The following is a 24,129-nucleotide window of genomic DNA, read 5'->3' on the forward strand; positions in this document are numbered from 1 at the left end:
GAGGGAAGAAAAAAGAAGATAACGGTCGCGTAGTAGCTAAAAGAGATTGTAATAAAGCGTAATAAGGCATCATAGTAGCACGACATAGTTCAACTCAACCGGTAAAGCTACTAAACCAATTCGCACTTCGACTATCTTATATTCTAATAATTTGATATGCATAGGCGTCCCACGAGAATGGGCACCTAGGGGAGGCAAGGACTGTAAGCAAAAAACGCATCATCTACTCCAAAACAGAAGCATGGGCAGGAAAAGCAGGGGTATAAATACGAAGGGAACTCACTGGTTTAGGGGAGATGGCTCTAAGCTTATCCATACTAAAGTAGAGTGAGATAGGCAATAGCCAGAGGTCAACCACCTTAGGGATTTAAAAAATGTTCCTCTGTAAAATGCCAATAGATCAGTACTGATAAGTTAGGCCTGATCGGTACTAGGATCAGGTTCGCTACGAGCCGCTTCTGTTCGTCAACCGGTTGCTGGTTGCCCGCGCCGCTTGTTTACCTCCGTAGCCGGCTGCACTGATGGTGCTGGTTTTCCAGCAGACTACTCCTCAGCAGCCTGCTACCTCCTTTCCCGGGAAAGGGGATCGCTTACCGCACCACTTCCACCCACCCTTTGTACACCCTAGCGGCTTGCGGCGGGCGGAGGGTGTAATAATACAGCCCACCAATGGCCTCGGCGTCCCATTCGTGCTGGTAGTTGGCCGTGAAGTAGACTTGTTTACCCCACCGGTTGTACACGGCCAGCGTCCACCCCGTGCCGGCGACGCCCGCAATGTAAAACCGATCATTCTTGCCATCGCCGTTGGGGGTAATGATGGAGGGAATACGCAGGCTCAGCGGCACCGGGCCACAGGGCGGGCTGCTTTCGCGCACGAGGTGGGTGGCGCTGGCCTCCGCCCCATCGGCATAGGTAACGCGGACGGAGTAGGTGCCGCCGCGCGTAATGGTGACCGTGGCCGTCGTAGCGCCCGTATTCCAGGCATAGCGACTCACCGGCGCGGTGGCCGTCGCACTCAGTTGCCCGGCACGGCCCCCACACACCACCGAGTCGCCGGTAATGGCGACGGTGGGCACCGTGGGTACCGTCGGCACGGGGGCACCGTCGGCACGGGGGGCACAAACGAGCGCCCGAGCTTGACCACCCAGTAGTCCTGGCCCCCGCGGCTGGCCTCGGTTTTTTCGCCGCCACTGCCCGAGGTCGAACTACCGGCGAGGATGTAGCCGCCGTCGGGGGTTGGCTGCATCGCGGCCAGGTTGTCGAAGCCGCTCCCCCCAGGGCTATATCCCCCAGTTTCGTGCCATTGGCCGCGAGCTGAACCAACCAAAAATCATTGCCGCCCCGGCTCCTCTGGGTTCGGTCCCCACTGGGCCCCTGGTTGGAATAGCCGCCCACGAGGGTTTCGTCCGGGGCCCCGGACGCCAGCGCGTGGGCGGTGTCGCCGGAGCTGCCCCCGTAGGTTTTGTCCCATTGCTTGCCGCCGCTCCCATTGAGTTTCACCACCCAGAAGTCATACTCCCCACGGCTGGCTTCGCTCTTATCTCCCGTGGCCCCGGACAGGGAGGAGCCCAGCAACAGATAGCCCCCGTCCGGGGTCTGCTGGACCGCGCTCAGCTGTTCATAGGAACTCCCCCCCACGGTGGTATCCCACTGTTTGCCGCCGCTGGCCCCGAGCTTGACGACCCAATAATCATTCTGGCCCTGGCAGCCTTGCGTTTTGTCGCCGCTTGGCTCGGACGACGAATAGCCCGCGGCCAAGTAGCCCCCATCCGCAGTTTGCTGCAGCGCCTGCAACTCGTCAAACCCAGTTCCGCCCAGGGTTTTGTCCCACTGTTGGCTGCCTTGCGCATCCAGTTTGACGAGCCAGTAATCATAACTGCCGCGACTGGCTTCGGATTTCTCGCCCGAGATACCCGAGCTGGACGACCCGCCGATGAGGCACCCGCCGTCGCGGGTAGGCGTCATGGCCCATAAAATATCGTCGCCCGTGCCGCCCAGGGCTTTGTCCCATAGTTTGGTCCCATTCGCCGCCAGTTTCACGAGCCAGAAATCACTCCTGCCCCGGCTGGTCTGGGTTCGATCCCCACTCAGGCCGGATTCGGATTTACCGGCGAGCAAAAACCCGCCATCCGCACTTTGCTGCAAGCCATAGAGCCGCTCGCTCCCGTTCCCACCCAGCGTCCGGTCCCACTCGGGCAGGCCGCGCGCGTCGAGTTTGACAACCCAATAATCGTAATTGCCTACATGGGCTTGGGATTTAGTGCCGGACACACCCGAGTCGGAGTAGCCGCCGACCAAGTACCCGCCGTCACGCGTTGGCAGCACCGTCGTGACGAAATCGCTCTCTGTGCCCCGAGCGTCTTGTCCCACTGGACTGTCAAGGCTTGAGCCGGGACCAGCAAGGGCAGCAACAGCAGACTGAGCAGCACGAGGCCCGGCGGCAGGAGCCGAAAGAAAGAGACCATAGGAGAGGGATACTGGGGGAACAGAATACGAAAGCAAGGGGGCACCTACCTTGGTAGCTTCGGCTTTAGTAGGCTAACTGGCCTGGGCACGTTAGTGAATCAGCACTCGCTTGGTCACCACGCCGGTAGGCAGCTGCAGGCGCAGAGTATAGATTCCCGCCGCCAAATGAGCGGTTACTAGCACCCCTCGCGGGGGGAACCGCTGAGAGCCAGGTGGCCCGTGGCTACGACCTGTCCCAAGGCGTTGAGCAGGGTGAGCGCCGGGGCCGAGCCAGTCGGCGACACCCCATTCCAGCGTACGGTCACGGACTCCCGGGCAGGGGTCGGATACACCATCAGTTCGGCCGCGGCCGCGGGGGCAGAGGCGGCGGTTACGACCGCTACCTCAAAAGCCTGCGAAACGGCCCCGCCGCCCTCGACCAGGGTAAGGACGCGAATGGGGAAGGTGCCCGCCGTCGCCAGCTGCGGGGCGTCCACCGTGACGGTGAGTTGCGTAGCTGATACAACGGTTACGGGCAACGACGCCCCGCGGAAGGTGGCATACGTTTGGTTCGGGACGAAGTTTGTTCCCCAGATGGTCAGCCGCAGCGGCGGGCTGCCTACCACCCCACTACCCGGCGAGAAGCTTGTAATGGTGGGGGATTACCAAGGATAGTGAAGGGCAGGTCACTGCTGACCGTCCCCATCGGGGTAGTCAGGCTGATCAGGCCACTGGTGGCTCCCTCCGGCACGACAAAGGTCAGGCTTGTGCCGCTGCCCTGCGTAAAGGACGCTACGGGGTTGCCGTCGAGCAGCACGGCCGTGGTTCCCTCCAGCCGGGTGCCTGTCACGGTTACGAGCGTGCCCGCCCGCCCACTGGCGGGAGAGAAACGCGTGATATCCGGCCCGAGGCGGTTGAGCCGGATGCTAATGTCGCGTCCGTTGAATTGGCTGGCGAGCAAATCTAAATCGCCATCCCCATCAACATCGGCCAAGGCTACGGCCGCCGGGTGCGACAAGGAAGGCGCCACCCGTTGATCATACCCTGTATCAAAGATCCCTTGGCCAGTATTGAGGCGCACGCTCACCGCCCCGTCCTCTGAGGAGCCCCCCGTGAGCAGATCCAGGTCCCCGTCCCCATCCATATCGCCGGTAGCAATACCGCACCATCCCCAGCCCCCGCGATGGCCAGCGTGGAACCGGTACTGAATGTCCCGCTCCCGTTATTGAGCAGAATGACAACCCCCGTACCATTGGTAGTCAGCAGATCCAGGTCGCCATCCTGGTCTACATCGGCCCCCGTCAGTTCTCGCCCGTACGCCACCGTGACCTGGCTGCTTTCCTGGAAGCGGCCCTCCCCGTCATTGCGGTTGATACAAATCAGGGTGCCTTGCCACCCCGCCTGCGAAGTCACTAAGTCGAGGTCCCCATCGTTATCCACGTCATGAAGCTGCATCCGGAAGGGCGAACCGGTTATCTGGGCTATGATGGCGGGCGGAAAGGTGCCATCCCCGTTGTTTTTGTTGAAAGCCAGCCGGCCTGAGCCTGCGGCGGTGAGCACATCCAGGTCGCCATCGCCATCCACGTCGCCCGCGGCAATAGCCGAGGTCTGGTTACCTACGCTCAAGCTTGTGCCCCCCCCAAAATAGCCGGTGCCATTGTTCAGGCACACGGTTACCTTGCCCGTTTGGGCAGTGAAGCCTTGCAACCCGGCGCTCACGAGCACATCGATGTCGCCGTCCCCATCCACATCCGCGACAGTCATGTCGCTGATGTCCTTGTCAACGGTAAAGAAGCGGCGAGTCGGGAATGTGCCGTTGCCGCTATTCAAGCTTACTATTACTTCGTTGCTGACGTTAGAACAGCTGAGCAGGTCCTGATCCCCGTCGTTGTCTACATCGGCCGCGAGTAGGCGAAAGGTAAACTGATTAACACTTGTCACGCTGCCCCCACTAAAGGCCCCGGTGCCCCCGGCCACTGCCGTGGTAAACTGAGACACGTGGGTGGCCGACAGAATAGGGTCCCCCAATGGGTCAATGGGCGTGGCGCTGATTGATACCCGCTCCCCGGGCTGAAAGTTAGTAGCGGGAACAAAGGTAAGTCCGGCCTCCTGGCGGGTCACCGTCCCGGCCAACCGGCCGCGCTGGGCACTGAACACCTGCAGGTGCGCCGCCGGCACGGCTGGCGGCTGCAGGGCCTGATTATAGCCGATGACCACCGGGCTGGCCGGCGCCACATGTAGCTGATGACGGCCCGGCGTGAGCGTAGCGACTTGCAACGGGGTAACCGGGATAGACGCGGGCGGCGACCCATTCCAGCGTATGTGCACCACATGGCTGGCATCGGAGGATACTAGATCCAGGTCCCCATCCCCATCCACGTCGCCCGTCACGAAGCTGTCGGGGAGGGTCGCAAAGGGCACATCAACGCTGGCGCCAAAGAAGCCCCCAGCACCATCATTGTGGCGGATTTGGACGGCAGCAAGGGGCGGGTTTGTGAAGGCCGGGGGCAGGTTAACCATATCCAGATCGCCATCCCCATCCATATCGGTCAGCGTGCGCGGCTGGACGAGCAGCCGCCACTTGGACGTGAAGACGCCCTGCCCATTATTGGTGTAGAGCAAGGGCCCTTGGTTGCCGTTTGTCAGCAGATCTAGGTCCCCGTCCTGATCGATGTCGGCGACCGTAATGTAGTCGAAGGTGGCGCCCGTGTTGACCGTGGCCACCGGAGTAAACGTTGCTTTGCCATCATTGAGGCGCAGCGACAAGCCAAAGGAGCCAACGGTCAGCAGGTCCAAATCGCCGTCATTATCTAAGTCCCCCCAGGCCATATCCTTGGCGGTATCCGTGCCTGAGATAACGCTGGGCGTGAATTTCCCCAGCCCATTATTCATGAGCAGGGTTGCGTCGGTCCCCTGACTGTAGACCACGAGCAGATCCAGGTCTCCATCCCCGTCGCCGTCGCCGACGAGTAGATTGTTGGGCCCACGCCCCGGGGCGATGGGGTAGCTGTAGCCCTCCCGGAACACGCCCCGGCCCTCATTCATGTGTACGCGCAGCCTCGTGCCGGTGCTGGTGCTGAAACTGGCTATGAAGTCCAAGTCTCCATCCCCATCCACATCGAGCGGACGCAGCAGCTGCGCTTGCCCGGTCGCGACCGGGTTCAGCCCAGCGGTGAAATTCCCCTGTCCATCGTTGAACTGCAGACCTACAGCGCGGGCGGTGGGGGAATCAACGGTCGCCAGCAGGTCCAGGTCCCCGTCGCTATCCATGTCCACCAGCTTCATTTCCCCCACGTACATGGGTTGGTTTCGCCGCCCCAGGGCCACCGTCGTGGTGCTGGTGAAGGTGCTGGGCCCCGCGCTCGTGGCAGCCGTAAACTGGTACACCTGCGGAGCAGTTAAGGGGATGCCGGCGGCGCTGTGGATAGTGGTTGGTACCGTTACGTACACGACTTCCCCTGGCACAAAAGCCTGCGTGGGGGTAAAGATGAGCGTATTGCCGTTAACGCTATCGGCACCACTTAGGCGACCGCGGTGGTCGCTAAGGACACGTAGTGTGTTGGCTCCAGCCCCCAAGGGTTGAGAAAAAGTGAGCTGAATGGGACCCGTGCGGCCCACGGCGACGGCGTGGGGACGCGGGGTCACGGAGGTTACCGTCAGGGCTTGCGCCCACGTCCGGGAAAAGCCCAGGAACCCGAGCAGCAAGAAGAGAAGGTATTTCATGCCCAGTAGGCCAAAAAATAGAACGAATCAAACTTGAGCAAGGTACGGCCTAATAGCGTGTACTTGTACAGTTTCCATAAGTAAATCTATTTTCAGCTTTTGATGGGTTGTAAAATTGACTAATGTGCTTTCCCTAGGGTTTGATCTGATTAGACATATACTAGACTATTTTCAGAAAAGGCAGCAGTTGATAGGCCGGAAACGATAACTTTTATAGCGGTGCCAAAACCAGGCCTGAGTGAGGTGGTCCGGTTAAACCGGACACAAGTGGGACATGGTTTAGAATTTGGATTCGAAGTGATTGGGGGCTAAATAGCCGAGGGCGGAATGTCTGCGTTCGGCGATATAGTGGCTGATTTCAAACTAGGTTTCCTCGAGTTTAGGAAAGCTTTACTCAAGATTACTAACACACAATCATCTATCACCGAAAAAATAACAACTTTTTCCGGACGACACCATGGTCAACTTTTTTAGGACGACACAAGCAGGTTAGTTGTTCATTTAAACGAACGTATTTCTGTACAAGTCGGTCAACCGCCCGTGGCCTGGTGAAGCGAAGCCAAAACCAGCCGATTCGGTACAGAAAACTTGTTCAGCAATCAAAGTACAGAAAAGTGTATCTTCGTAACGGATAACCTGTACTTTACCCCATGAACATCGGCTACGCCCGCGTCTCGACCCGTGACCAGAACCTGGAACTGCAACTTGATGCCCTGACCAAGGCTGGCTGCGAAACCATCTACCAAGAAAAGGTGTCCGGGGCCAGCACCAGCCGCCCGGAACTCGAACGGCTGCTGACTCAGCTGCGCACCGGCGACACGGTCTACATCTACAAGCTCGACCGCCTGGGACGCTCGCTCAAGCACCTGCTGCAGGTGGTGGGCGACTTCCAGCAGCTGGGCGTGGGCTTGGTCTCGCTCACCGACGCCATCAACACGACCACCGCCCAGGGGCGGCTCGTGTTTAACCTGTTTGCCTCCCTGGCCGAGTTTGAGCGCGAACTGATTCGCGAACGCACCCACGCCGGGCTGACCGCGGCCCGCGCCCGGGGCCGGGTGGGCGGCCGCCAGCGGGGCCTCTCGGAGCAGGCCGAACGCACGGCCATCATCGCCGAGACGCTCTACCGCGAGCAGCAACTCGGCGTCAACGAGATTGCTCAGCGCTTGAACATCTCCAAGGTCACCCTTTATAAGTACTTACGCCACCGAAAGGTGGTCATCCACGCGCACCGCAAGACGGTTGCGGCCAAGACCACCGATTAACTTTTGTACCAAACTTTTAACCAAGGCCAAACATTGTCCCAACCCACTGCCGACCAGCTTAAACACCAGATTGAGGACTCGCACGCCCAGCCGGGAAGTGGGGTAGAGCAGCCGGGGAATGCCGGGTGGCAGGCGCTGAACGGCTTCCACGAAAGGCCGCAGCCGCGCCTCGTAGCGGGCAAATGCGGCCTCGTGGCTGGGCTGGGTGGCCAGCTCGCCGGCCAGCAGGTAGGCCCCGACCATGGCCAGCGTCGTGCCGCTGCCCGTCAGCGGCGAGGCGCAGTAGGCGGCGTCGCCCAGCATGGCCAGCCGCCCTACCCACCAGCGGGGTGCCTTCAGCTGCCCCACCCCGTCGAAGTACGGTACCTGGCCGGCATCCAGCGCCTCTAGCAGTCTGTCGGCTTCCCAGCCGGCACCCGTCAGTTTTTCGCGCAGCACCCGCCCGTAGTCGGCTGGGGTAAGGTGGGCGTAGGTGGCGGCGGGCAAGCGGAAATTGAAGCCGGCCCGGGTAGTGCCCTGTTGGTCAGGGCGCAGGTACAGCACCCGCCCGCCCGGGGCCGTGTAGTAGCGGGCCCAGGCCGAATCGGTAATCTGCCGGGGGATGGTCAGGTAGGCCGAGCACAGCCCCAGGTACTTAACGCGGGGCTCCTGGCCGAACATCAAGTGCCGGGTGGTGGAGCGGATGCCGTCGGCCGCCAGCACCACGTCGAAAGCTTCCACGCGTCCGCTGGCAAAGGTCACCTGCACCTCGGTAGCCGTTGGGGCCAGGGCCGTGATGAAGTCGCCGAAGCGGTACTCGGCCTGCTGGCAGGTGTGGTCGTAGAGCAGCTGCACCAGGTCGCCGCGCAGGATTTCCAATTCCTGGGTCAGGCCGTTGGGGTTGTCGGCAGCCAGGGTGGCCTGCACCCGGTTGGCCGCGTCAACGAACTGGGTGCCGGCTTCCCCCGTACCGCGGGCCCGGATGGCCTCCTCCAGGCCCATGCGTCGGGCCACCTCCCGCCCGGGGCCGTTGACGTCCACGTTTTGCCCGCCCAGGCGCAGGGTAGCGGCGCGCTCCACCACCACCACTTGCAGGCCGTAGTGCCCCAGCCAGTAAGCCAGCGTGGGCCCGGCAATGCTGGCCCCAGCAATCAGTACTCGGTGAACGGTTGGCATACAGGAATGGGGAAGAGCAGACAGTAACCCTGGACCGCCCGCCAGCACCCCGGGCGGCTGGCGGGGCCGCAAGGTAGCAGCGCCCACCCCGAAAGCCAGTTGGCTTCTGCTGGGTGCCGACCCGCTGCCGGGCCTGAAATACTATCAGCGTTTACTACTGGCTCCGAAAGACACACCTTTTGGAGCTAGGTGAACCGTGATAGGCTACCTCATTTAATGATTTGTAAAGGGCATGGTCTTTTTGTCCATCCACTGGTTGCGCCCGTCCATGTTAGTCCTTCAGGGAGGGAAGGACCTTTGTAGTGTCAATTCACCTAACCCCCCACTCCCATGAAGCATGTAGGATTGCTGGTCCGGCTCGAAGCCAAGCCCGGTAAAGAGCAGGCAGTACGCGATTTTTTGACGGGCGCTCTGCCTCTGGCTCAGCAAGAGCCAGCTACCACAACTTGGTATGCCCTTCAATTAGCGCCGGCCACCTTCGGTATTTTTGATACCTTTCCGGATGAAGCGGGTCGGCAGGCGCACCTTAACGGTCCCATTGCCGCTGCCTTGATGGCCCAGGCGGCTGACTTGCTGGCGGTGGAACCCGTCATCGAACAAGTAGCCATCTTGGGTGTTATTAAACAAATAGGGCAAAACCTCCGACTCGGCCTTACAGCTACGCTATTTTTCTGTTTAGCGTCTTGAAAGTCAGTATGCTACTAAAAGCATAGGTGAAAGTATAGTCTTAACGTTCGTTTTCACCATCGACTTTCGATGGCCTTAAGGGATGGGTAAGGCTACCGGTTTTCGCTGCTCTTATACCGCATTTGCACCTTATCACGGGTGACAGAGTGTTTCGAACACCGAGTCGGAGGTTTTGTCCTATTTGTTTAATAACACCCAATGTTGAAGTCACTGGTAAGTCAAATGACGGAGGGATTGACGGCAAGGGAATGCTGCGGCTGGGGGGTGTTCTCTCTTTCCATGTAATATTTCAAGCAAAGAGATACAAGGGCAGCGTTTCGCCTTCGATTGTTCGTGACTTTAGAGGCGCAATGGTCGGTAGAGCTGATAAAGGGCTGATAATTACAACGGGAACATTCACAAGAGAGGCTAAAAAAGAAGCTCAGCGGGACGGCGCTCCACCAATTGACCTGATGGACGGCAATGACCTTGCTGAAAAACTTAAAGAACTTAAACTTGGTGTTGATATCGAATTAGTCGAGAAAGTAAGTGTCAAAAAAGACTGGTTCAAAACTTTTTGATGCTCTCAAACAATGCCAAAACAGATGAATTCAGCAATATTGAGATTGAACCTGTTGCCCACGCGCTGGGTCAAATCTGGAAGTAGCGCTTAACCAAGCGTTGAGGGACATCACAGCAGCCAGCATAGCTGTTCTCCTATTAGTTGCTGCCATGAACTGCATGGTGTTCAAGACCGAAGGCTCTGAGACAGGATTGTATTGCTGGGCTCCTAGCCGATCGTCTACCCATGACGAGAAATGATTAGGTTTCATAACTGGTGCTCCATAAGTTTCCACCCAGCGGGCCTGCCAGCCGGAAAGCCGGAACAGCTCATAAACGCACAGCTCCGCGAACAGCGGTCGCCCGCCAAAATCAATCAGCGGCTTGCCCCAAACGTATGGGCGAATGGCGGACCTTCCCAGCGCCGCAGGGAGAGCTCCGCCTTGGGTATATTCAGAATCTGGTCAATTTACGTTCAGCGCCTCCGTTGTCGTTGGCCGCAGTAGGCTGGGGTAAGTTTGAAGCATTATTGATAGTAGATTGGAGGCGCAACGAGGATGCAGAATTCGTAGTAGGATAGTCCCTAGCCTGCTGTCCCCCAGGGCGGGTTCGGCAATTCTACCGCTGGTTGGGCCAGGACTGCAAATAACGAGGTCGTACCTCTTCATCCTAATGCCGATTTACCATGCCCAGATCCTATCAGCCGGAAGAAACGCCGCCGATGAAATCGGAGGACATGACGCGCGACCTGGTGAAGCTGCCGCTGGTGTTGCGCCGCCTTGCCGGGCAGCCTACCGAGTGGCAGCCGCTGGCGAAAGTCCTGCTGGCCGTTGACAGCGAAACAAGGGTACCAACAGGCAGGCAGCTGCAACAGGAACTGGGCATCCCTCCCTCCCGCTTTAGGCGCTGGCTGGAGACCCTTTACGCCGCTTACCTGAATCAGCTGGAAACCGATGCCGATGCAGTAGAATTTAAGCAAGTCGAGCACCAGCTCATCCTGACTGGCAGTCGGGCTTCGCAGGTGTTCAGCTGCCGGCTGCCCGTGACGCCCCGGGTGGGCGAGCAGCTGCAGCTGGATTTCCTGCGGGCCGTCACGGGGGAGTACATGTTCTACGTGGAGAGCATCACCCACGATTTCACCGACGGGCGCTACGTCGTGCTCGTGTACCTGAAACACGGGTATTACAACGCGTATCAGCACCAGCTGCGGGAGCGCTCCCGCTTTGAGGAAACCATCAGTCTTTCCGTTGGCTATCATGCGCCGGACTACCTGCTGGATGACATGCTGCGCGAACGCTACCCCCGCCGCCGGAGTCGTCCAGGGCGGAGGAGTTGCTTGATCAAGCCGAAGCCCGCTACGGAGGTCGTTCACCATTTGGAAGACGCCGTAGGTAAGGCCAACTGCGCGATTACGCAGTGGAGTATCTCAGAATAGCGGGTTATATAAGGTGGGTGTTCGTCCACAGAGCATTTACTTCCTCCTCTTTAGAAAGAAAAGTATGTCTGTTAACGAGTTGTCTTCCAATATTGTGAAGGCGCACGAGTTCAACTGAGACTTTACCTTGGAGATCAGCAAGTGTCCATGTTACTGCTGGGTAGGCATCGAGCGGCAGCCGTGTCCCACAATACGGTAAACAGGTTCTGCATTATATATCGTTGTTACTAATAATAGTAGGCAGCAATAACTAATATAATTAGTAATCACGTATACTTGCAGCCCACCTTTGCTGCCTGCTCGATGCGTGACGTTGACCTGATCCCGGTATTCGCGACCGATCTACCCTTTTTACTGCCCCTCTTTAGCTGCACGGTCCCCGCCGGCTTCCCCTCCCCGGCCTCGGACCACGTGGAGGAGACCTTTGATCTGAACCGCCTGCTGCTGCGCCACCCCGACGCGACCTACCTGCTGCGCGTGAGCGGGGAGAGCATGGCGGGCGCCGAGATTCACGCCGGCGATTTGCTGGCCGTCGACAAGCACCTGGAAGCGGACCACAATCACATCGTGGTGGCCGTGATCCACGGGGAGTGTACGGTCAAGCGCCTGGTGCGCGAGGGCCAGAAATGGTGGCTCAAGCCCGAAAATCCGGCCTACGAGCCCTACGAGATTACCGACACGGACGAGCTGCGCATCTGGGGCGTGGTGACCCACGTGGTGCATGAGCTACTGCCCGGCAAGCTGACGGCCTTACTTAAAAGCCAGGACTAGCGCTATGTTCGGATTACTAGATTGCAACAATTTCGTGCGACGTGAAAAGTCGTATGCTGAACTGTTTTGCCGGGGGAAGCCCCGGACAAAACCAGCCATTCCACTGGCTGTACGCTAGGAAGACGTGCGGACGGGTAACCGGCCGTGCCAAGCCTTCTGACAATGTACCGAAACCCACCCAACCCGCGAGGCAACGGTGGTTCCGCGAGCATCACGCGGAATAGGGCTAGCGTGGATGACAAGGCTAACACATGTGAACCTTCGCTAAACGCCGTTATGCAGACCAAGCCAAAGGATGCCGACAGGCTTGACCCAAAACGGGACCGTGGTCGGTGTTGGGGTTGAAATTTCCCCAACCGTGGACAAGAAGACCACCGGCGGAAAGAAGGAGCCTACCTCATTCCTTGTTCAACATAGGAAACACGGTAAGCCCGTCGTCTTCCCTTCGGGGTAGGCCGGCCGTAAGGCCGCCCGATGAGGCGGCGGGTAAAGGATGGTGGAGAAAGCGAAGGCCGGGCGGTAATGGCCCGGATAGGGGTTGCAACATCACCCCACGCGAAAGCGGGCCCACTTCCACCGGGTCTCACCTCACGAGAAAACTTGACTAACCTCTGAAGGAAACAAAGCAGATGACGGAAGAACAAACAAGTTCGACTGGTGCGGTTTCCGGCGTTGTGGCCGACTGGCATGCCTTGGACTGGCAGCACGTCAACCACCACGTCAGGCGGCTTCAAGCGCGTATCGTGAAGGCTACTCAGGCCGGCCGGTGGGGCAAGGTGAATGCCTTGCAACGCCTGCTGACCCGCTCGTTCAGTGCCAAAGCCTTGGCTGTGCGGCGAGTGACTGAAAACCAGGGCAACCGCACCAGCGGCGTGGACGGCCAACGATGGGCCACCCCCGCCCGCAAAGCGGCGGCCATTGGGGAACTGAGGCAACGGGGGTACCGCCCCCAGCCCCTCAGACGTATCTACATTCCCAAACGCAACGGCAAACCCCGCCCGCTGAGCATTCCCACCCTGAAAGACCGCGCCATGCAGGCCTTGTACCTGCTGGCGCTGCAACCCGTCGCCGAGACGACGGCCGACCGTTCCTCGTTCGGCTTTCGACCCGGCCGGCAGGTGGCCGACGCGGTGGAGAAATGCTTTTCGCTGCTCAGTAAACGCACCAGTCCGCAATGGGTGCTGGAGGCCGACATCGAAGCCTGTTTTGACCGCATTAGCCACGAGTGGCTGCTCCGTCACGTCCCGATGGAGAAAGCCATTTTAGGCCGGTGGCTGCAAGCCGGACACGTTGAAAAAGGCCATTGGCACCCGACCACCGAAGGCACGCCGCAAGGGGGCATCATCTCCCCCGTGCTGGCAAACCTGGCCCTGGATGGCCTGGCCCCGCTCTTACAAACCACCTTTGCCAAAAGCCGCCGCAAACCCAACCGGGGCTTTAATCCGAAGGTGCACCTGGTGCGCTACGCCGATGATCTCATCATCACCGGCTACAGCCGCGAGGTGCTGGAAGAGCAGGTCAAGCCCCTGGTCAGCGCCTTTCTGGCCGAGCGCGGACTGCGTCTGTCGGAGCAGAAAACCCGGGTTACTTCCCTCCCAGAGGGCTTTGACTTTTTGGGCAGCACTTTCCGGACCTACCACGGCAAGTTGCTGATTACGCCCGCCAAAGCGCGCTTGTTGGCTTTCTTACGGTCGATGCGCCAACGCATCGGCCAGCACAAAGCAACGGCCGCCGGCGAGCTGATTGCCTACCTAAATCCCCGTCTGAAGGGATGGGCCTACTTCTATCGCCACGTGTGCAGCGCCAAAACCTTTCACCGGGTGGACGCGGAGCTGTTCCGGACGCTCTGGAAATGGGCCGGGAGGCGGCATCCACGAAAAGGCAAGCGCTGGATTCGGCGGAAGTATTTCGCCCGCGTGGGTAGTCGAAACTGGGTCTTTAGCGGCGAGGCGGTCAAACAGGACGGCAGCATTATTCGCCCCCACCTGTTTGCCCTGTCGGACGTGAAAATCCGACGGCACATCCGCCTTAAAGAAGAAGCCAACCCGTTTGACGTCCAATGGGAACTGTATTTCGAGCAACGACTCACCCAGCAAATGCAACAGACCTTCCGAGGTCGGCGGCAGTTGGCGTATCTCTGGCAGCAGCAGCGCGGGCGCTGTCCCGTCTGCACCGAGCTACTCACGGAACAGACCGGGTGGCACAACCACCATCGGCAACCGCGAACGCTCGGCGGCCGAGACACGTCAGAAAACCGGGTGTTGTTGCACCCCGACTGTCATCGTAAGGTGCACAGTCAAGGTATTCAGCTAGAGAAACCGCGTCCGGTCAAAGCCGGGCGTTAGTGAGGCTTGAGCCGTATGAGGGGAAACTCTCACGTACGGTTCTTAGAGGGGTGGAGGGCAGCAATGCTCTCCGCCTACTCGACTACGTCTCCTGCGAGCGGGTCTTCCAGCCCAAGCTCGAAGGTCGGCCCGTGGTGGTGCTGAGCAACAACGACGGGTGCCTTATTTCACGCAGCAGCGAGGCCAAGGCCCTGGGCCTGCAGATGGGCGACCCCTACTTTCAGGTCAAGCCCCTGTTGCAGCAGCATGACGTAGCCGTGTTTTCCTCCAACTATGCCTTGTATGGGGACATGTCGCGGCGGGTGATGTGGTATCTAAGCCAGGTGGTGCCCGAGGTGGAGATCTACTCCATCGACGAGGCTTTCCTGGACCTGCACGGCCTAGAGCGCTTTGTGGTCGACAGCCTGGAGGCCTTCGCCCGCCAAGTACGTGCGGGCGTGCTGGCTCGTACGGGCATTCCCACCTGCGTGGGCGTGGCTCCCACCAGGACCCTGGCCAAGCTGGCCAACCGCCTGGCGAAAAAGAAACCGGAACTAGCAGGGGTGTGCTACCTAGATACGGACGAGCGCCGGCGCTGGGCCCTGGAGCAAGTGGCCGTCGAGGACGTCTGGGGCATCGGCCGCCAATACGCCACCAAGCTCCACCGCTTGGGCATCCCGACGGCGGCAGACTTGGCCCGCTGCTCCCCGGCCTTTGCCCGCCAGCACCTGGGCGGGGTCGTTGGCGAGCGCCTGGTCCGGGAGCTGCAGGGCTTCCCCTGTCAGGGCCTGGCCCCAAGTGAGGACGGCACGCTGGCGCGCCGCAGCTTGTGCTGCTCGCGCACCTTCGGCCGGCCCCTGACGGCCTTCCCCGACGTGCTGGGCGCGGTGAGCGCCTTTGCCGCCCGGGCCGCCGAGAAGCTGCGTCGCCAAGGCGATGCCGCGCATACGATGACTGTGTTTCTGAGCAAGAGCCGCTACGGCCTGGAACCTCCCCCCTACTCCTGCTCCACCCTCTTCACGCTGCCGGTGGCCACCAGCGACACGGGGGAGCTGGTCCGCTACGCCCGGGCCGCGCTGAAGAAGCTCTGGCAGCCGGGCACCCGCTACACCAAAGCGGGCGTCATCCTCGACGGGCTGGAGCCGGCCGGCCAGACCCAGCTGGGCTTGTTTGAGGCGGCACCCGTCTCGGAAAAACGCCTGCGCCTGATGGCTGAGTTGGACGCGTTAAACCGCCGCTTTGGCAAAGGCACGGTGCAGCTCGCGGCCACCGCCCTGCCAGCTGGTCAGCACGTCGCTCCCTGGGCAGGGCAAGCGCAGTGGCGCACGCCGCAGTACACCACCCGGCTAGAGGATTTGTTACTGGTTGGCTGAGCAGACAAAAGCCTCTAGCTGGGGTTCGCGGCGCTTGGGCGATGGCGCTTTTTACGTACCCGCTGCTTTCGGTGAGGTTGGATTAGGAAATTAGGTGGCTCGCCGACGAAGCCGACCAGCAGGGGAATGTTCAACCAGTTACGGTTTCCGACCATGAAGGAGCATAGCGGAAGGGGGATGACCGAGTAAGACGGGTTTGACGCTATCCTACCCGAGCCGATTGATTCAGAGGCGCATTCGGGGACGACTAGCGGGTGACTGCTCGACGGTCGCTTGCTGCCGTTGGGCTACGTGCGGCTGGACGTCGCGGAAAGTGAGCGTACGCTTCACGGGGTCGAGGACTACCGTGGCATCAAAAAGCTGCCCCTTGCGGTTGGTGAGGGCTTCCATCTGCGTCGGCCGGCCCTCCAGCAACTCTTTGTTCTGCTGCGGATTCAACGGGACCCCCAGTATTTCCTTCGGGAGGGCAATACCCTCCCGCCGCACGGCCACCACCCGGTTCATTTCCTGATCAATGGCCATGTAAGCGGCAAACGGCGGGCCCGGGCCATCGCGGAAGCCGTCGGCCAAGGGCACCACGCCGTGCCGGGTCAGCTGCTCTTTCATGGCCGGCGTAATTTCCTTGCCCAGGATCTGCTCGGGGATCACCAGCTGCTGCTGGGGCAAGTCAAACTGGAGGCTAGGCGCGCCGGCCTCGTCCCGGCGCAGCACCAGCTTGGCGGCAAAGGGAATCGTTTCGCCGTGCCCGTCGCGCAGGGAGAACGAAGAAATGAGGTCGGTCTTTTCTCCCCTTAGTAACTTGTCCAACTGGCCCGTTTTTTCCAGCTCGGCGAGGGGCACGCCCATCTTGGCGAGCAGCTCGCCCGGAATGTCCGCCCGGCGAAAGGCCCCCGCCGGGGGCGTGAGCCGTTGCTGATGCAACGCCCGGGCCTTCTCCAGCACCGCCGGACTGAGCAAGGAGGCGGGTATCGAAGCAGCCGGGGCGGGCTGCGCCAGGGGGGCTGGCGCAGCCATTGGCTGGGGCAGCGTAGGGGTTGGAAGCGGCGCCCGGGGTGGGGCCACCGTGGTTGTCCGGAAGGCGGCGCCCGTCGGCCTTGGCGGGAGGCCTTGCTGCGCGGCCGAAAAGTTGTCGACGAAGTTGCTGACAAAACTCACCACGACGCCATCGCGCACCGTGATCTGGAGCAGGCCTGCCCCCTCCAAGGCTTGGCCCGCCCGCCGCAGGCGCTGGGCCTGGGGCAGCTGCCGCAGCGCCGGATCCTGGTCGATCACGTCCCAGATATGGCGGAGCACCTGGCCGACGGGTTGACCCTGCAAGGCGTCGCCCGGGGCGGGCTGCAGCCGGGGCGGAGCGCCGAGGACCCCAATCACTTGGGCCACCTGCTCGAGCTGCGCGGCCTCCCCTTCCCGGCCGCTTTTGCGCAGGGCGTCGGCTACGGGCTGCGCATGGCGCAGGAACTCGTCCCGCGTTTCTTCGACGTTGATCGGGGCGGGCTTCTTCAGGGTCACTGCGGCTACCAGCGGGGGTGCGGGCGGCCCGGCCGGGCTAAGGTTCGGGTCGGTTTGCTCAGGCATATAGCGAAGGAGGTAGATGACGGCAGGGAGCTAGCTAGCTTCCCTAAGGTACCTATTGTCGATTGATTAAATCAACAAAATTCCTAAAATAATCACCTTATCAATTTCTCCTACGGTTTGCTTTCTTCCTCAACGCCTGATAAAAAGCCTTCTAACTGCTGCTTGATCGACATAATAAACGCCCGACTGCTGGTTGTTTCCGCTTTCTCGCCGATATAGAGCGGCTCGGCGGTATTGTCTTCCAGCAGCAGCCAGCGGATATTGAATCCCTTACTATGATAAAACAGCAGAACACAGAGGAAGGCATCAAACGTGCCGGCACCGGTGTGTTCTATCCGGGTAATCATGTTTTGCTTCAACCCCGTCTCTTCCGCTACCCTGGCTTGCGTCCAGTTGGTTTCAGGGTCGTCGGCGGAGAGCTGCTCGCGCACATAGGCTAAGCGTTTACCAATGGTGTGCTTCATCCAGGTTTGTTGCGTGTAGGTGTGGACTTCGGGCGGGGCGGGGGCGATGAGCTGCGCGCCAGGCGTTGCAGCTCAGCGTGCACAATATTCTGGATTTCCACTTTAATTCTGGTATAGTTGGCTTTAATAATCTCCTCTGCCCGGTCCTGCCCGGTCTGCGGGTCGGTGAAATTCGCCAGGTCCGGGATGTCCTGGTAGGCCGCTTCCTGCTGCGTGGTTTGGGGAATATCAACCACGATTTTAGCATGAAACACCTTCTGCTCGATCTCCTCCCCGACGTTGTCGGCCACGGCGCCCACGAAGGTGCCCTGCGTGAGACCCGCAATCGTGCTGGCCGGAATCATGCTGTCGAGCTGGGTGGACACGGTGTGGCTCGTGTCGCGGCTGTTGCTACTCATTGACTGGCGGCGCTGCACGAGGCGCCCGAAGCGCTTGCTCAGGGCTTCCGCGCTTTCCCCCGTTACTTGGCCCGCGAGTACGTTGCCCATCGTGTTCTGAATCACGGTGGATTCGGCCTTGCCGTAATCCCGGTCCAGTTGGCTCTTATCCTGAATGCCCAGGCAGGTACTCACCTGGTTGCCGCGGGCCGTGGCGAGGAGCTTATCCAAGCCTTTGAAATAGATGGTGGGCAGCTCATCCATAATCAAGGACGACTTGAGCTTACCCTTCTGGTTGACCAGCTTCACGAGGCGGGCGTTATACAGGCCCAGCGCGGCCCCGTAAATCACTTCCCGGTTAGGGTTGTTACCCACGCACAAGACCTTGGGCTCCGCCGGGTTGTTGATATCGAGGGTGAAGTCGTTGCCGCTCATCACCCAGTAGAGCTGGGGCGAGGCCAGGCGCGAAAGTGGAATGCGGGCCGAGGCAATCTGCCCCTCCAATTGCTCCATTGCCCCGCCCTGGTAGGCTGAGATAAACGGGCGCACGTAGTTCTCAATCTCGGGGTAAGAGCTCAGGATGGGGAACATCTCTTTATACTCGCGGCCCAGAAACTCGATCACGTGGGGGAAGGTACAGTACTTGCCTTTCACCCCCTCTTCCTCATAGGTGCGCAAAAACCAAATGATGGCGGCCACGAAGTTGATGGGCGACTCGACGAAAAACTCGCCCTGCCGGTCAATCCACTTCTTGTTCAGGTTGAGCATGATGGTGGCCGCCGATTCATAGGCGTCGACAATGTCGGTCATCATGGCGGGCAGCAAGGGGTTACAGCGGTGGCTTTTGCGCGGATTGTCGAAGTTGATCACGTAGAACCTGACGGGATTTTTATACTTGTCCTGGTGCTTGAGCAGCTCGTTGTAGACAATACGGCTTAGGTCCGGAAATTTAAAGTCGTAGACGTACAGGGCAAAGCCCTTCGCAAGGTGCTGCCGGATGAACTGGTTGATGATGGCGAAGGACTTGCCCGAGCCAGGGGTGCCATAGACCACCGTGCCGCGAAACGGATTCACGATGTTGACCCAGCCCCGGCGCCGCTTACCCCGCAACTGGTACGAGGTGGGCAGATTCACCGAGTACTCGTTCTCCAGCCTTCTTTCCTCCTGGGGGAAGGTTTCATTTTCGGCGTTGAACAGGTCGCCCATCAGATTTACCTGCAGCAAACGGGTCATCGAGGTGCCCGCCTTGAGCAGCAGCAGGAAGCCCAGGGCTGTTGTGCCAGCGTACAGGCCTGTCACCGGGGCGGGGGCGTAGGGCAGGTCCAGCAACCGTCCGTTGCCGAAGAACACTAGCGCGCCCAGCGCCAGATACCCCAGGATGGGCGGCCACGTCTGGGCCTGATTCGGTTGGCCGCGCGTGCCTAGGCAGGAAAGGGCCAGAAAGACCACGGCCGCCAGCTTCGTCACGTAGGGGGCCTGAAACAAGATGGTTTTGGTGCTGAAACGGGCCAGGACCCTCCCCGACCACGCCGCCGTTAGCTGCTGCTCGGCAAAGAAGCCGTAGCAGTAGTAGTAGAGGTGCAGCAGCACGAGTAGCACGCTGATCAGGCGCATAAAGTCCATGATCTTCCGAAAGCCTCTTTCGTCTTCCATGAGTGGAGCTAGTTAATGGTGGGGGCTTAGGTGATAGTTGCGGGGAGATGGGTTCCGGTGCTGGCTGGCTTCTTTTCCTGCTGCTCATATCTGAGCAGAACGCTCTATTTTTTGGGGGATAAGTAGCTAGCTGGGGCGCTTTAGAGCCTTGGCCGACGCCGGCGCCGGCGAACCTCGTTTTCGTTTTGCTCGGCGTCACCCCGCCCGGGGCTACTACCGGCCGGGCCGCTTTCGTCGCTCCCTCTGATCAGCCTACCTGGTGCTCCATTGCCGGTACTGACCGGCGCCGTGCCGGCAGCAATACCACGACTACTGCCAGGGTGATAATGAGGCGGAGTGCGCAGGCCTTCATAGCCAAAGGGGCGGAAGTGGTCGCGCAACTGCTGGGCCTTTATGCCCACGTCAGATCCCGTCACGCTGATGTGCTGATAGCGGAAACTAGTGCCCACCAGCACGCCCTTGCCATCGCGCTTGAGCTGCAGCGCTATCTGCTGTTCTTGCAGGCGGGCCACCAGCTGGTCGAAGGAGCGAATGCTTCCGTCCCGCAGGGCCGCCGTCAGGTGGGAGCGCACATAGCGGCGGGTGATTTCCGTATTTGGACTCAGGTCGTTCGTGCTTTGCCGGCGCGCGGGCAACGGGGTCATGCCCAGCTGCTCCCGAATCTGGCGCGTGACCCTCACATTGCGCGCATAGTTATGATCACTACGTAGGGCGGGGCCCCCATCCATGGGTACGCGGTTGATGTAGATGTGCAGGTGGGGGTGGTCCTTATCCTTGTGCTCGTACACGGCGACCTGGTGGCGCGCCAGGCTGGCCCCTATCAGCTCGCAATAGAGCGCCGCCGCCTGCAGCTTCTGCGCCCGGCTCACCTGCTCTCCGGGCGCCCACGACAAGACCGTGTGCCACACCGGCTGCTGAATCCGGCTGCTGAGGGCGGCCACGGCCTGCATTTCGTCGGCAATGCCGGCCGCGTCGTGGCTGCCCACATTCGCCACACTCAGGAGCTCCGCCTGCTTGTTGATGTGCTCCGTCCGCAGGCCCGCGCCGTACGCCAGGGCTCCTGCGAAGCTCGACCCGGTAATAGTTTTGGCGATCATTTCAGGGTCTGCAGCAGAAGCGTTAGGAGCTCATGCAAGCGGTCAGCCCGCACCGCGCTCAGCTGGCCGGCATTGGCCAGCCGGGTCAGCTGATTCAACTGGTGGCCGGCGACACTGATCTGGCGGCGCAACGCGGGCGGCACCAGCTCGACGAGGGGCTTATCCAGCGCGGCCCGCCGGCAGTATGCCGAGCACGAAAGACCGGCCCTGGCCGCCTTGGCTTCGATCTTATTCACTTCGTCCGCCGTGGCCCGAAACCGGATCACCTTCTCTTTCTTGGGCTTCGGCGCGGGGGCATTCTGCTCGATGTTTTCCATGAGTTTAGGGACTAGAGGCAAGGGCAGCTGGCAGTGGCAGCAAGGGCAGCTGGCAGTGGCAGCAAGCCATGTCTTTGTAGCTACAAAGACATGGCTTGCTGCCTAAATTCAGGGGCTACAGAAGCAGGTAGCGAAAGCAACGCTACCTGCTTCTTGGTTGTAAGGCAGTAACCTAGTAAGGCTGTAAACTTCAAGTGGTAAGGGATTTATAATCGGCACGGCGAAAGACCGATCGCCAATTGATAAAGCAGTAAGCCTCCTCTTTTACAAGGCAGTAACGGTAGAACTTTACTGCCCTGTAGGATTAGTAAAAAGTAAGATCGCAGGCTTATTGTATGATAAGGCAGTAAGCTTGCAGCGTAGTAATCCAGTGCGTTTGCAGCGTCATAAGGCAGTAGTCGGGCAAGACTGTAGGGTTACCAGACTATAAGCTTGCCCCGGCACGAAAGAGCTTAGCGGATAGTCTGCCCGACAGACGTCGACAGAGGCTACGCAATAATATCAATAATTTTAATAAAAGATTGATATTATCAATTGAGTGTGTTAGGTTTGTTAAGCGCCGCTGCAGCGCCCTTGGCTACTCCCTTTCACTCCGTGTTCTCCCCTCCCCCGCACATGAGGCAGACGAAGTACATCTCCATTTCTTCCCAGAAAGGGGGCGTGGGCAAATCCACGATCACGGCGTTGGTCGCCTCTTATCTGCACTTCACTACGGCGCTCACCGTGGCGGTGGTGGATTGCGACTATCCGCAGTGGACCGTGGAGAATTTTCGGCAGGACGAGCTGGAGCTCTTTAAAAAGACGCCCGAGAAAATGGCCGAGTTTAGGGCGTTGGGCAAGAAAGCCTATGCCATCCTCACGTGCCAGGTCAAGGAAGCGCGCGCACTCCTGGAAGAGCTGGAGGGGCCGTGGACCTAGTGCTGGTCGACACGCCCGGCACCCTGAATGTGGCGGGCCTCCCCGAGTTATGGCGAACCCTGGATTACATCTTTATTCCCATTGAACCCGACGCGGCCACCATTAACTCCACCCTGGCTTATACCGATGTGCTGGGCGCCTACACCAACAAGGCCGACAGTAAGCTGAAGGGGTTTTACTGTTTCTGGACCAAGTTTGTCAAGAGCGAAAAACAAACCTTTGTCCTGCAAACCGAAAAGATTTTCCTGGAGGAGGGCGTGCCCTTGCTGACGTCCCGCATCGAGCAAAGCGTGGCGTACCGCAAAGGGGAAGTGCGCTCGACGATGATGCCCATGCGCAAGGAGTTTCAGCACCTGGGTATTAGGAGCCTCCTGGACGAGATTCAAGCCATTGTGTTCCCGGTGACGGAAGCGGCGGCGGTAGCCCAACCCACGTAATCCATGTGTTGAACCCCCTTCCTGTCCGATGCCATGGCTACCAATGACGACGAACTGGTGGATGTGCTGCAAGCCGCCAGTAGAAGAAGACACCCTGGGGCGCTGCCCACGCCGGAGCCCGCTGCGCCCACGCCTCCCGTAGCAGCGCCGGGTGTTGCCCTGAGCGCCCCGTCGGCGGATGCAGCCTCGACAACCCACCGGCCTGAACTGACCCCCTCTGAGCGGCCGCCAGGAAAGCGGCCACATGCTGCCCCCCCGCCCCCACCAGCGGCCCCGACCCCGGCCGACTACCGCCGCCAGCTGCTCCAGGCTCATCGCCACAAGAAAGGCAAAACCATTCAACTGGATCCTGACAACCACCGGGCTCTGACGCACATTGCCAACACGATGGGCGGCATTACGATCGCGGACTTATTACACAATATCGTCTGCCTGCACTTCCAGGAATACGGGCCGACCCTGCAGCAGATGCTGCAGGATCAGGAAGCCCAGAATAAGAAAGAGAAATTACCGTTTCAGCGGCCCTAGCGCCGGCTGCCTCCCTTTTCCTTCCCCTCGCCGCCGGCCCTGAGTAGGCAGGCGCCAGCTACTGCTTTGCCTTTTTTCGTGCGACCAGTTACCCTGCTTTGTCATGTTCCACGCTATTTCCTGGAGCCAGTACGGACTCACGGTGCTCCTGCTGCTGCTGGCCTACTACGCGTACGTGGGGGCCGTCTATTACCGGTCTGAAGTACGCGCGTGGCTGGGCCGATCGGTGGAGGGAGCGGGCCGGCAGCCCACCGCCCCGGAGCGAACCGCGGCCACGGGGAGGCCTTCGCTGATCATTCCCTCCCTGGTCGCGGGGCTTTCACCCGAAAACGAGGCGAAGCCGGAAGCTGAAACGCCGGAAATCAGCCCGTCTGATGAAGCAGCGAAGGCGCTGTTGTTCGACGAAGGGGCTGCTGACGCGCAGCCTCGCACCGGAGGTGAGGCTGCGCCGACCGAGGAATCAGGACTGAGCCCAGCGCCCGAGCCGGCAGCCACCGAATCCCTCATTGAAGTCCAGCAGCTCAGTGAGTTCCTGAATAAAGTGGAAGCCGGTGAATTCACCGAAGAAAATGCGGAAGAAGTTCCGGCGGCCCTGGAAAACACGGCCCTGCTGCAAGACATTTTCGCCGCCGGCCTGGCGCGGCGCCGCGCGTCGCTGGCCGTTTTAGAAAGGTTATAGCCTACCTGTTCGTGCCTTTTCATCCATTTCTATTCTTCCCCGTCATGCGCAAACAACCCGCTTACTCCGTCCCAGTAAAACGTCTCTTTACCGCCGTGCTGCTGCTGGCCACCGCTACTAGCTCGCTCGCCCAGGGCAACGGGGCGGCCGGCATTCAGGAAGCCACAGCCCAGGTGACCAGCTACTTTGAGCCCGGCACCACCCTGATCTACGCCATCGGCGCCGTCGTGGGCCTGGTGGGCGCCGTCAAGGTGTTCAGCAAGTGGAACTCGGGCGACCAAGACACCCAGAAGGTGGCTACCTCCTGGTTCGGCAGCTGCATCTTCCTAGTGGTCGTGGCCACGGTGCTGCGCGCGTTCTTCCTCTAGA

At 60.2% G+C, this 24,129-nt stretch carries 23 protein-coding genes and 2 pseudogenes; 14 read left to right on the plus strand and 11 right to left on the minus strand.

What is annotated here, in order from left to right; genetic code table 11:
• Positions 1–590 precede the first annotated feature (590 nt).
• Positions 591–1,094: a gliding motility-associated C-terminal domain-containing protein gene (locus tag G7064_RS21060; protein ID WP_166075304.1), complete on the minus strand. Its 504-nt coding sequence runs from the start codon at positions 1,092–1,094 to the stop codon at positions 591–593.
• A 142-nt stretch (positions 1,095–1,236) separates the two neighbouring features.
• Here G7064_RS21060 and G7064_RS21065 point away from each other — a divergent pair, with 142 nt between their 5' ends.
• The gene (locus tag G7064_RS21065; protein WP_166075305.1) at positions 1,237–1,974 is read left to right on the plus strand and encodes a hypothetical protein; all 738 of its coding nucleotides are present in this window, start codon (positions 1,237–1,239) and stop codon (positions 1,972–1,974) included.
• A gap of 266 nt (positions 1,975–2,240) precedes the next feature.
• On the opposite strand, the gene G7064_RS21070 is transcribed toward G7064_RS21065, so the two are convergent.
• From G7064_RS21070 to G7064_RS21085, 4 genes are all read right to left on the minus strand, one after another.
• Entirely contained in the window at positions 2,241–2,465 is a 225-nt protein-coding gene (locus tag G7064_RS21070; RefSeq protein ID WP_166075234.1) for a hypothetical protein, read from the minus strand.
• A 177-nt stretch (positions 2,466–2,642) separates the two neighbouring features.
• Complete coding sequence (locus G7064_RS21075; RefSeq protein ID WP_166075306.1) at positions 2,643–3,071, minus strand: IPT/TIG domain-containing protein; 429 nt, start codon at positions 3,069–3,071, stop codon at positions 2,643–2,645.
• The gene (locus G7064_RS21080; RefSeq protein WP_166075308.1) at positions 3,065–3,589 is read right to left on the minus strand and encodes an FG-GAP-like repeat-containing protein; all 525 of its coding nucleotides are present in this window, start codon (positions 3,587–3,589) and stop codon (positions 3,065–3,067) included. The genes G7064_RS21075 and G7064_RS21080 overlap by 7 nt, the downstream gene beginning before the upstream one ends.
• Complete coding sequence (locus G7064_RS21085) at positions 3,529–6,168, minus strand: FG-GAP-like repeat-containing protein (RefSeq protein WP_166075309.1); 2,640 nt, start codon at positions 6,166–6,168, stop codon at positions 3,529–3,531. The genes G7064_RS21080 and G7064_RS21085 overlap by 61 nt, the downstream gene beginning before the upstream one ends.
• Positions 6,169–6,818: 650 nt before the next feature.
• On the opposite strand from G7064_RS21085, the pseudogene G7064_RS21090 reads away from it, so the two are divergent.
• Positions 6,819–7,406, plus strand: a pseudogene (locus G7064_RS21090) (recombinase family protein); the annotation flags it as partial.
• Here the strand turns inward: G7064_RS21090 and G7064_RS21095 are convergent.
• Positions 7,365–8,585, minus strand: a complete 1,221-nt coding sequence (locus G7064_RS21095; RefSeq protein ID WP_166075311.1) for an FAD-dependent monooxygenase — start codon at positions 8,583–8,585, stop codon at positions 7,365–7,367. The pseudogene G7064_RS21090 and the gene G7064_RS21095 overlap by 42 nt on opposite strands.
• Before the next feature lie 330 nt (positions 8,586–8,915).
• On the opposite strand from G7064_RS21095, the gene G7064_RS21100 reads away from it, so the two are divergent.
• From G7064_RS21100 to G7064_RS21125, 6 genes and pseudogenes are all read left to right on the plus strand, one after another.
• Positions 8,916–9,272, plus strand: coding sequence for a putative quinol monooxygenase (locus tag G7064_RS21100; RefSeq protein WP_240935909.1), 357 nt, complete (start codon positions 8,916–8,918; stop codon positions 9,270–9,272).
• 200 nt (positions 9,273–9,472) lie between these two features.
• Positions 9,473–9,832 (plus strand): annotated as a pseudogene (locus G7064_RS21105) (restriction endonuclease); the annotation flags it as partial.
• Positions 9,833–10,497: 665 nt separating this feature from the next.
• Positions 10,498–11,247 (plus strand): hypothetical protein, encoded by a 750-nt coding sequence (locus tag G7064_RS21110; RefSeq protein WP_166075312.1) that lies wholly within the window; start codon positions 10,498–10,500, stop codon positions 11,245–11,247.
• A gap of 276 nt (positions 11,248–11,523) precedes the next feature.
• The gene (locus tag G7064_RS21115; protein ID WP_317172867.1) at positions 11,524–12,018 is read left to right on the plus strand and encodes a translesion error-prone DNA polymerase V autoproteolytic subunit; all 495 of its coding nucleotides are present in this window, start codon (positions 11,524–11,526) and stop codon (positions 12,016–12,018) included.
• Positions 12,019–12,647: 629 nt separating this feature from the next.
• Complete coding sequence (ltrA, locus tag G7064_RS21120) at positions 12,648–14,363, plus strand: group II intron reverse transcriptase/maturase (RefSeq protein ID WP_166075313.1); 1,716 nt, start codon at positions 12,648–12,650, stop codon at positions 14,361–14,363.
• A gap of 50 nt (positions 14,364–14,413) precedes the next feature.
• Positions 14,414–15,715: a Y-family DNA polymerase gene (locus tag G7064_RS21125; RefSeq protein ID WP_205711233.1), complete on the plus strand. Its 1,302-nt coding sequence runs from the start codon at positions 14,414–14,416 to the stop codon at positions 15,713–15,715.
• Between the two features lie 225 nt (positions 15,716–15,940).
• Here the strand turns inward: G7064_RS21125 and G7064_RS21130 are convergent, their stop codons facing one another.
• Positions 15,941–17,095: a DUF3945 domain-containing protein gene (locus G7064_RS21130; protein WP_166075315.1), complete on the minus strand. Its 1,155-nt coding sequence runs from the start codon at positions 17,093–17,095 to the stop codon at positions 15,941–15,943.
• Between G7064_RS21130 and G7064_RS21135 the strand changes: the two genes are divergently transcribed.
• Positions 17,087–17,356 (plus strand): hypothetical protein, encoded by a 270-nt coding sequence (locus G7064_RS21135; RefSeq protein ID WP_166075316.1) that lies wholly within the window; start codon positions 17,087–17,089, stop codon positions 17,354–17,356. The two genes, G7064_RS21130 and G7064_RS21135, sit on opposite strands and share 9 nt — an antisense overlap.
• Positions 17,357–17,400: 44 nt before the next feature.
• On the opposite strand, the gene G7064_RS21140 is transcribed toward G7064_RS21135, so the two are convergent.
• From G7064_RS21140 to G7064_RS21155, 4 genes are all read right to left on the minus strand, one after another.
• On the minus strand, positions 17,401–17,754 hold the full coding sequence (locus G7064_RS21140) for a helix-turn-helix domain-containing protein (RefSeq protein ID WP_166075318.1): 354 nt from the start codon (positions 17,752–17,754) through the stop codon (positions 17,401–17,403).
• Positions 17,751–19,784 carry a conjugal transfer protein MobC gene (gene mobC, locus G7064_RS21145; RefSeq protein ID WP_166075319.1) on the minus strand — a complete coding sequence of 678 codons (2,034 nt, stop codon included), beginning with the start codon at positions 19,782–19,784 and terminating at the stop codon, positions 17,751–17,753. Before mobC ends, G7064_RS21140 begins: the two co-directional genes overlap by 4 nt.
• A gap of 140 nt (positions 19,785–19,924) precedes the next feature.
• Positions 19,925–20,881: a relaxase/mobilization nuclease domain-containing protein gene (locus tag G7064_RS21150; RefSeq protein ID WP_166075320.1), complete on the minus strand. Its 957-nt coding sequence runs from the start codon at positions 20,879–20,881 to the stop codon at positions 19,925–19,927.
• Positions 20,878–21,198 (minus strand): plasmid mobilization protein, encoded by a 321-nt coding sequence (locus G7064_RS21155; protein WP_166075321.1) that lies wholly within the window; start codon positions 21,196–21,198, stop codon positions 20,878–20,880. Before G7064_RS21155 ends, G7064_RS21150 begins: the two co-directional genes overlap by 4 nt.
• A gap of 615 nt (positions 21,199–21,813) precedes the next feature.
• On the opposite strand from G7064_RS21155, the gene G7064_RS21160 reads away from it, so the two are divergent.
• From G7064_RS21160 to G7064_RS21180, 5 genes are all read left to right on the plus strand, one after another.
• A complete protein-coding gene (locus tag G7064_RS21160) occupies positions 21,814–22,116 on the plus strand; it encodes a ParA family protein (protein WP_166075322.1) in 303 nt (100 codons plus the stop codon).
• Positions 22,107–22,553, plus strand: coding sequence for a ParA family protein (locus tag G7064_RS21165; protein ID WP_166075323.1), 447 nt, complete (start codon positions 22,107–22,109; stop codon positions 22,551–22,553). The genes G7064_RS21160 and G7064_RS21165 overlap by 10 nt, the downstream gene beginning before the upstream one ends.
• Before the next feature lie 33 nt (positions 22,554–22,586).
• Positions 22,587–23,081 (plus strand): DUF3408 domain-containing protein, encoded by a 495-nt coding sequence (locus G7064_RS21170; RefSeq protein WP_166075324.1) that lies wholly within the window; start codon positions 22,587–22,589, stop codon positions 23,079–23,081.
• A gap of 103 nt (positions 23,082–23,184) precedes the next feature.
• On the plus strand, positions 23,185–23,760 hold the full coding sequence (locus G7064_RS21175; RefSeq protein ID WP_166075325.1) for a hypothetical protein: 576 nt from the start codon (positions 23,185–23,187) through the stop codon (positions 23,758–23,760).
• Positions 23,761–23,804: 44 nt separating this feature from the next.
• Positions 23,805–24,128, plus strand: coding sequence for a DUF4134 domain-containing protein (locus tag G7064_RS21180; RefSeq protein ID WP_166075326.1), 324 nt, complete (start codon positions 23,805–23,807; stop codon positions 24,126–24,128).
• Position 24,129: the final 1 nt, after the last annotated feature.

It is taken from the genome of Hymenobacter sp. HDW8 (assembly GCF_011305775.1).
GTDB classification, from domain to species: Bacteria; Bacteroidota; Bacteroidia; order Cytophagales; family Hymenobacteraceae; genus Hymenobacter; species Hymenobacter radiodurans.